The organism is Achromobacter maghribensis, from assembly GCF_057334215.1.
Genome location: NZ_JBHFII010000027.1, coordinates 31099 through 38011, shown reverse-complemented (window position 1 = coordinate 38011; position 6913 = coordinate 31099). Strand labels below are relative to the sequence as shown.

Genomic DNA, 6913 nt, shown 5'->3' with positions numbered 1-6913 from the left:
CCCCCCCCCCCCCCCCCCCCCCCTGTCCACCATGACCGTGTCGATAGACAGTCTGGTGCGCGCAGCGATCAGCCGCGGCTGCTTTTGACCAACGCGAACTTGCCGTCGCCCAGCAGCGCCAGCACGGCGGCCGCCACCGTCAGGAAGATCGGATATTCCCAACCGCCGCCGGCGTTGCCGAAACCCCAGCCATTACCGAAGTGGACGGTCGAGGCCACGAACAATTGCACCACCGCGATGGCGGCAACCCAGCGCGGCACGACACCCAGGATCAACAGCGCGCCCGCGGCGACTTCAAAGAACGTAACCGGGTAAGCCAGCCAGCCGGCGAAACCGATCTTGGCAAAGAACTGCGCGGTGCCGGGCAGCGTGAACACCAATAGCTTGGTCAAGCCGTGGGCGAGGAACATGACGCCAAGGGCGACACGCAGCAGCAGCGCGGCGTAGGGCGCGGTACGGGTATCAATCATTGCGCTCTCCTTGAGCGGTGCGGGAACCGCCCAAAGCGGGGCGATTCATCTTGGCCACTATTCTTGCGATTCCAAAAACAAAGATAAACATGCAGAATTGCAAATTATTGTTCCCCGTTAGGAAACAATCTTGGACACCCACACCGCCATGCAGACCTTCGCCAAGGTCGTGGAACTGGGCTCATTCGCGGCCGCGGCCGACAAAATGGGGCAGGCGCGGTCCGTCGTGACGCGGCAAATCGCCTACCTGGAACAGAAGTACGGCGTGCGCCTCTTGAACCGCACCACGCGCAAGCTCAGCATGACCGACGCAGGCCGTGCCTTCTACGACCGCGTCCGGCCTATTCTGGCCGAAGTGACAGACCTGGAACTGTCGCTGCAAGCCGAAGGCCAACGCCCCAGCGGCCGGCTGCGAGTAAGCGCGCCAGTGTCGTTCGGCATCCTGCACCTGGGACCCGCGATTGCCGAGTATCTGCTGCGCTACCCCGACGTCATCATCGATCTGGACCTGAGCGACCGGGTGGTCGATCTGGTGGAAGACGGATTCGACGTGGCGGTGCGTATCGGCCCGCTATTGGATTCTTCACTGGTGGCGCGCCCGCTGGCGCCGCAGCAACTGCGGGTCTGCGCGGCGCCGGCCTATCTGGCCCGCCACGGCACGCCCACAACGCCTGAAGACCTGAAGCAGCACCGCTGCCTGCACTACGCCTACGCCAGCACCGGCAACGAATGGCATTTCGAGAAAGACGGTGTCACGCATCTGGTCCGCGTGAACGCCGCCCTGCGCGCCAATAACGGCGACGTACTGCGCACGGCTTCGCTGGCGGGGCACGGCATCATCCTGCAACCTGAATTCCTCGTAGGGGACGATATCCGCGCCGGGCGGCTGGTGACGCTGCTTGCCGACTACGCGCACACGCCGATCTCCATGTACGCCATCTATCCCCATCGGCGGTTCCTGTCGCCCAAGGTGCGGTCTTTCATCGAACACCTGGAAGCGCGATTCGGCCACCCGGCCCCTGCCGCCCCGGGACGGCGCGCCAGTCCCCGCCGCAGCCGTTAGAATCCTACCCATGACCGCCAAACCGTCCATCGAATACTTCCCCGCCCCCCGCCGATCGCTTTTCTGCAGCCAGTGCGGCACGCCCGTCAACCGCCGGGTGCCGGAAGGCGACAACCGTGAACGCGACATCTGCGATCACTGCGGCGCGATCCACTACCAGAATCCGCGTCTGGTGGTCGGCACGGTCCCGGTCTGGGAAAACCGCGTCCTGCTTTGCCGGCGCGCGATTGAACCGCGCTACAACACCTGGACACTGCCTGCCGGCTTCATGGAGCTGAGCGAGAGCACCGCGCAAGGCGCCGCCCGCGAAACGCTGGAGGAATCCGGCGCGCGCATCAAGCTGGGAGAGCTCTACACCCTGATCGACCTGCCCCAGATCGACCAGGTGCATGTGTTCTACCTGGCTCAGGCGCTGGGCCCCGAGCTGGACCCCGGCCCTGAAAGCCTGGAAGCCCGGTGGTACGACGAAGCCGAGATTCCCTGGGACGATCTGGCTTTCCGCACCGTCGCGACGACGCTGCGGCACTATTTCGAAGACCGCAAGCAAGGCATCTTCGTTCCCCACCACTACACCCTAGAATCGCACCGTTGAAGCTGCCCTGGCTTGCCGTCGACACTCCGTTTCCGCCAGCGGAACTTGCGCTGACGGAGCCTGACGGCCTGCTGGCGGCGGGCGCGGACCTGTCCCAGGAACGGCTGATCCAGGCTTACTCCAACGGCATCTTCCCCTGGTATTCGGAAGGCGAGCCCGTGCTCTGGTGGAGCCCCGATCCCCGCATGGTGCTGGCGCTTGCCGACTTTTCGCCGTCGCATTCGCTGCGCAAGCTGCTGCGCCAGATCTCCAGCCAGGAACACGACGCGTCGCCGCGCATTCAGGTACGCGTGGACACGGTTTTTCCAGAGGTGATGGCGCATTGCGCCGCGCCGCGCGACGGCCAGCCCGGCACCTGGATCACCGGCCCCATGCAGCAGGCCTACGCGGGCTGGCACCAGGCCGGATATGTGCACAGCATCGAGACCTGGATCGACGGCGAACTGGCGGGCGGCCTGTATGGCATCAGCCTGGGCCGCATGTTCTTCGGGGAATCCATGTTCACGCGCGTGCCCAACGCGTCGAAGATCGCGCTGGCCTACCTGGTGCGTTACCTGAGCGGTCACGGCGTGGCGTGCATCGATTGCCAGCAACAGACGCGGCACTTGGCCAGCCTGGGCGCGCGGCCGATTCCCCGGACGCAGTTTCTGCAGCATGTGCGCCAAGCGACGGCGCAAACGCCCATTCCCTGGACCCGGGGAATCCTGGACAGCAACGGGCGCCTCACGCCCGATGCCACATCCAACGCCAACTTAGGCGTTAATATGTAGCCATCCGTCGCGGACTTGTCGTCGCGATGCGCAATCCCCCATGAGCCAGCTCAAAGAACTTCCCTTCTCCACGCTGCAGTTCTACGCAACCGCTCCCTACCCTTGCAGCTACTTGCCAGGTCGCCAGGCTCGGTCGCAGGTTGCCGCGCCCGGCCATCTGATCAACGCCGGCACCTATTCCCAACTGGTCGAGCAAGGCTTCCGCCGCAGCGGCCTGTTCACGTACCGCCCCCATTGCGACAACTGCCAGGCCTGTGTGCCCGTGCGCGTGGACACCGCCGGATTCGCCCCCAACCGCAGCCAGCGCCGCGCTTGGCGAGATCACCAGGACCTGCAGTCTTTCGTCGCCGAATTGGCGTGGTCGCCCGAACATTACCGCCTGTATACGCGTTATCAACAGGGGCGGCATCCGGGCGGCGGCATGGACGAAGACAGCCGTACCCAATATGCGCAATTCCTGCTGACCAGCCGCGTGAACACGCGCCTGGTGGAATTCCGCGACCCCGAAGGGGTGCTGATGATGGTCTCCATCATCGACGTGCTGGACGACGGCCTGTCGTCGGTCTACACGTTCTACGACCCCGATGTCGAAGGTAGCCTGGGCACCTACAGCATCCTGTGGCAGATCGAGCAATGCCGCAATCTGAACCTGCCCTGGCTGTACCTGGGCTATTGGATCAAGGACAGCCGAAAAATGTCCTATAAGTCCAGCTTCCACCCCGCGCAATTCCTGGCCGACGGCGAATGGCGCGACCAGGTTGTTCCGTCCCCCTGATTTCTCCCGCCACGGGGGCCATGCGCCTCCGGTCCCGCCGCAAGGCCGGGGAAATTCGCTCTACAATTCCGCCCCATGTCTATCCTCTTCCACGCCTATCCCCTGGCCCGCCCGGCGCTGTTCGCCATGGACGCGGAAACCGCCCACGAAGTCACGCTATCGGGCTTGCAACGCGCCTACGAGTGCGGCGCCACGCGCAAGCTGATGCATGCGCGGCCCACGGCGCCCAGCACGCTGATGGGCATGCAATTGGCCAACCCGATCGGGCTTGCGGCGGGGTTGGACAAGAATGGCGCGTATATCGACGCGCTGGGCAACCTGGGGTTCGGCTTCATTGAAGTCGGTACGGTCACCCCGCGCGCGCAGCCCGGCAACCCGAAACCGCGCATGTTCCGCCTGCCACGCGCCAATGCGCTGATCAACCGGCTGGGCTTCAACAATCTGGGCCTGGACGCGTTCCTGGCCAATGTGCAGCGCAGCCAATGGCGTAAGCAAGGCGGCATTCTGGGCTTGAACATTGGCAAAAACGCCGATACGCCGATCGAACGCGCCGCCGACGATTACCTGATCGGCCTGGAAGGCGTGTATCCCCATGCCGACTACGTGACGGTGAATATCTCGTCGCCGAACACCAAAAACCTGCGCGCGCTGCAAAGCGGCGATGAGCTGTCGGCGTTGCTGGGGCAACTGGCGGACAAGCGCCGTGCGCTGGAAGACCAGCACCAGCGCCGCGTGCCGATGGCGGTGAAGATTGCCCCCGACCTGACGCAAGAGCAGATCGATGCGATCGCCGATATTCTGCCGCGTCACGGCATCGACGGCGTCATTGCCACCAACACCACACTGTCGCGCGACTCGGTCGCTGGCCAGGCGCACGCCGACGAAGCGGGTGGCCTGTCCGGCGCGCCGGTGCATGAGCTGTCATTGAAAGTGATACGCCGCCTGAAGGAACAACTGGGCGACAGCCTGGCCATCATTGGCGTGGGCGGCGTGCTGTCGGGCCAGCAGGCCCGCGAAAAAATGGCCGCGGGCGCAGATGCCGTGCAGTTGTACACAGGACTGATCTATCGCGGCCCGGCTTTGGTCGGCGAATGCGTGCACGCTGTCTCAAAAAGATAGCGCCCTACGCCGCGCACGCTGCGCCCCCCACGCAGGGCAAAAAAAGGGGCCACCCGGTGGGTGGCCCTAATTCCAGCTCTGCTCTGTCACTCAACAGTACTACATTACTGCGATTTGCGCAGCATCGCGCGCCAGAGACTTAGGCGGTGCGACGGCTACGGCTGGCGACCTTGGTGGCGGCATCGGCGGCATCCGTGGCTGCCTTGAAGGTCGCGTTGGCGGCGGCATTCAGGTTCGATTCGGCGACTTCGGCAGCCTGCTTGGCGGCCTTGGTGACGGAATCGTAAGCGCTGGTCGCGGTGGCCAGCGAGGACTTGAACAGGGCGACGGCGCTTTCCGAGCCGGCGGGGGCGTTCTTCGAGAACTGGTCGACGGCTTCGCTCAGCTGTTGCTGGCCTTCGGCGATCTGTTCTTCGGTCAGTTTGACCAGGCTGCCCTGCACGCCGGCGACGATGTCATACACGTGCTTGGTGTAAGCCATGGCCTTTTCAGCGCCCGGCTGCAGCAGACCGGAGGCGAACGCCGCGGTTTCTTGCGGGTCCTTCACTTCGGAGGCTTGTTGCGAACGCTGGGCGACTTCGTCCAGGGTGGCGCGCACGACCTTGAGGTTCAGCTCGACCAGCTTTTCAAAGCCGGCGAAAACAGCGGATTGGGCGGCCACGAAAGTGTTGATGCTGGCCTTCTGGCGGTCCAGAACTTGTTGCGGAATTGCGCTCATAGAATGCTCCTTTATGGGTAGCCGGACGCTTCCGGCAAGTCAGGATGGTTGTCTGCGACGAAAATAAAACGTGCGCGGAAACTGGTACTACAAGCTACCGCCGGCCCGTTTGATGCACTGCACAATTCACATTCTAGACTGGCAAAATTCCTTGTCAAGCAGTTTTTGTGCAACGCAACAAGTATTTGCACTTCTTCGGTGCACGCCCTGGGCACGCCTTTGATCTTGCACAAGAATTTCCCATGATTCGGGAAATACCGGACATGACGGCGTATCAATTCTTTTCTAAACTGCTTTCACGCTGATGACAGACAAATACAAATCAAAAGTCAGCGGTCAATAACTAAATCGCAGCAAGCAAAACCCTGCAATTGGAGACTTCATGACCCTCATTCCCCGCACGCTTTCGGCCCTGCTCGCGGCCAGCGCCATGCTCGCGGCCGGCGCCGCCCACGCGGAATACCCGGAACGCCCCATCAATATGGTGGTGCCGTTCGCTGCAGGCGGCCCGACCGATAACGTCGCCCGCTCGCTGGCGGAAGCCATGCGGCCAAGTCTGGGCCAGACGGTTGTGGTGGAAAACAAAGGCGGTGCCGGTGGCACCATCGGCACGACGCAGGTGGCCCGCGCCCAACCGGACGGCTATTCCATCCTGCTGATGCATGCCGGCTTCTCCACGGCGCCGTCGCTCTACAAGAATCCGGGGTACGACCCCTACAAGAGCTTCGAGCCTATCGGCCTGGTCGTCGATGTGCCCATGACCATCATCGCCCGCTCGGACTTCCCGCCCAACAACATCAAGGAATTGGCCGAGTACGTCAAACAGAACAAGGACAAGGTTTCGCTGGCCAACGCCGGCATCGGCGCCGCCAGCCATCTGTGCGGCACCATGCTGGTGGAAGCGCTGGGCGTCCAACTGCTGACGATTCCCTACAAGGGCACCGCCCCGGCCATGAACGACCTGCTGGGCAAGCAGGTGGACCTGATGTGCGACCAGACCACCAACACGACCCAGCAGATCGAAAGCGGCAAGGTCAAGGCCTACGCCGTAACCAGCCTGCAGCGCGTGCCGACGTTGTCCAAGCTGCCGACCATGGACGAATCCGGCTACAAGGGCTTCGAGGTAGGCATCTGGCACGGGATGTGGGTGCCGAAGGGCACGCCCAAGCCGGTGGTCGACAAGCTGATCAAGAGCCTGCAGGCCGGCCTGGCCGACCCGAAGTTCCAGGAGCGCATGAAGCAATTGGGCGCGACGGTGCTGACGTCCGAAGCGAATCCGCAAGGGCTGGAAGCCAAGGTCAAGCAGCAAGTGCCTCAGTGGGCCGAGCTGTTCAAGAAGGCCGGCGTCGAACAGCAGTAACCGCCGCAGAATGAAGAAAAGCCCCGCAAGGGGCTTTTCTTCATTC

Annotated in this window: 8 protein-coding genes; 6 read left to right on the top strand and 2 right to left on the bottom strand. The window is 63.3% G+C overall.

What is annotated here, in order from left to right; genetic code table 11:
• Window positions 1-68: 68 nt before the first annotated feature.
• Window positions 69-470 (bottom strand): DoxX family protein, encoded by a 402-nt coding sequence (locus tag ACE039_RS12145; RefSeq protein WP_485822476.1) that lies wholly within the window; start codon window positions 468-470, stop codon window positions 69-71.
• Between the two features lie 130 nt (window positions 471-600).
• On the opposite strand from ACE039_RS12145, the gene ACE039_RS12140 reads away from it, so the two are divergent.
• The 5 genes from ACE039_RS12140 to ACE039_RS12120 all read left to right on the top strand — a co-directional run bounded on the left by ACE039_RS12140 (window position 601) and on the right by ACE039_RS12120 (window position 4789).
• Window positions 601-1533: a LysR family transcriptional regulator gene (locus ACE039_RS12140; protein ID WP_485822475.1), complete on the top strand. Its 933-nt coding sequence runs from the start codon at window positions 601-603 to the stop codon at window positions 1531-1533.
• Window positions 1534-1543: 10 nt separating this feature from the next.
• Entirely contained in the window at window positions 1544-2125 is a 582-nt protein-coding gene (locus tag ACE039_RS12135; RefSeq protein WP_448709732.1) for an NUDIX hydrolase, read from the top strand.
• Window positions 2122-2895, top strand: a complete 774-nt coding sequence (gene aat, locus ACE039_RS12130; protein WP_485822474.1) for a leucyl/phenylalanyl-tRNA--protein transferase — start codon at window positions 2122-2124, stop codon at window positions 2893-2895. The genes ACE039_RS12135 and aat overlap by 4 nt, the downstream gene beginning before the upstream one ends.
• A 40-nt stretch (window positions 2896-2935) precedes the next feature.
• On the top strand, window positions 2936-3670 hold the full coding sequence (locus ACE039_RS12125; RefSeq protein ID WP_105555330.1) for an arginyltransferase: 735 nt from the start codon (window positions 2936-2938) through the stop codon (window positions 3668-3670).
• Window positions 3671-3745: 75 nt separating this feature from the next.
• Window positions 3746-4789, top strand: coding sequence for a quinone-dependent dihydroorotate dehydrogenase (locus ACE039_RS12120; protein WP_485822473.1), 1044 nt, complete (start codon window positions 3746-3748; stop codon window positions 4787-4789).
• A 139-nt stretch (window positions 4790-4928) separates the two neighbouring features.
• Here ACE039_RS12120 and ACE039_RS12115 read toward each other — a convergent pair whose 3' ends face one another.
• Window positions 4929-5507, bottom strand: a complete 579-nt coding sequence (locus ACE039_RS12115; protein WP_485822472.1) for a phasin family protein — start codon at window positions 5505-5507, stop codon at window positions 4929-4931.
• Between the two features lie 382 nt (window positions 5508-5889).
• Here ACE039_RS12115 and ACE039_RS12110 point away from each other — a divergent pair, with 382 nt between their 5' ends.
• Window positions 5890-6867, top strand: a complete 978-nt coding sequence (locus ACE039_RS12110; RefSeq protein ID WP_310034618.1) for a tripartite tricarboxylate transporter substrate binding protein BugD — start codon at window positions 5890-5892, stop codon at window positions 6865-6867.
• Window positions 6868-6913: the final 46 nt, after the last annotated feature.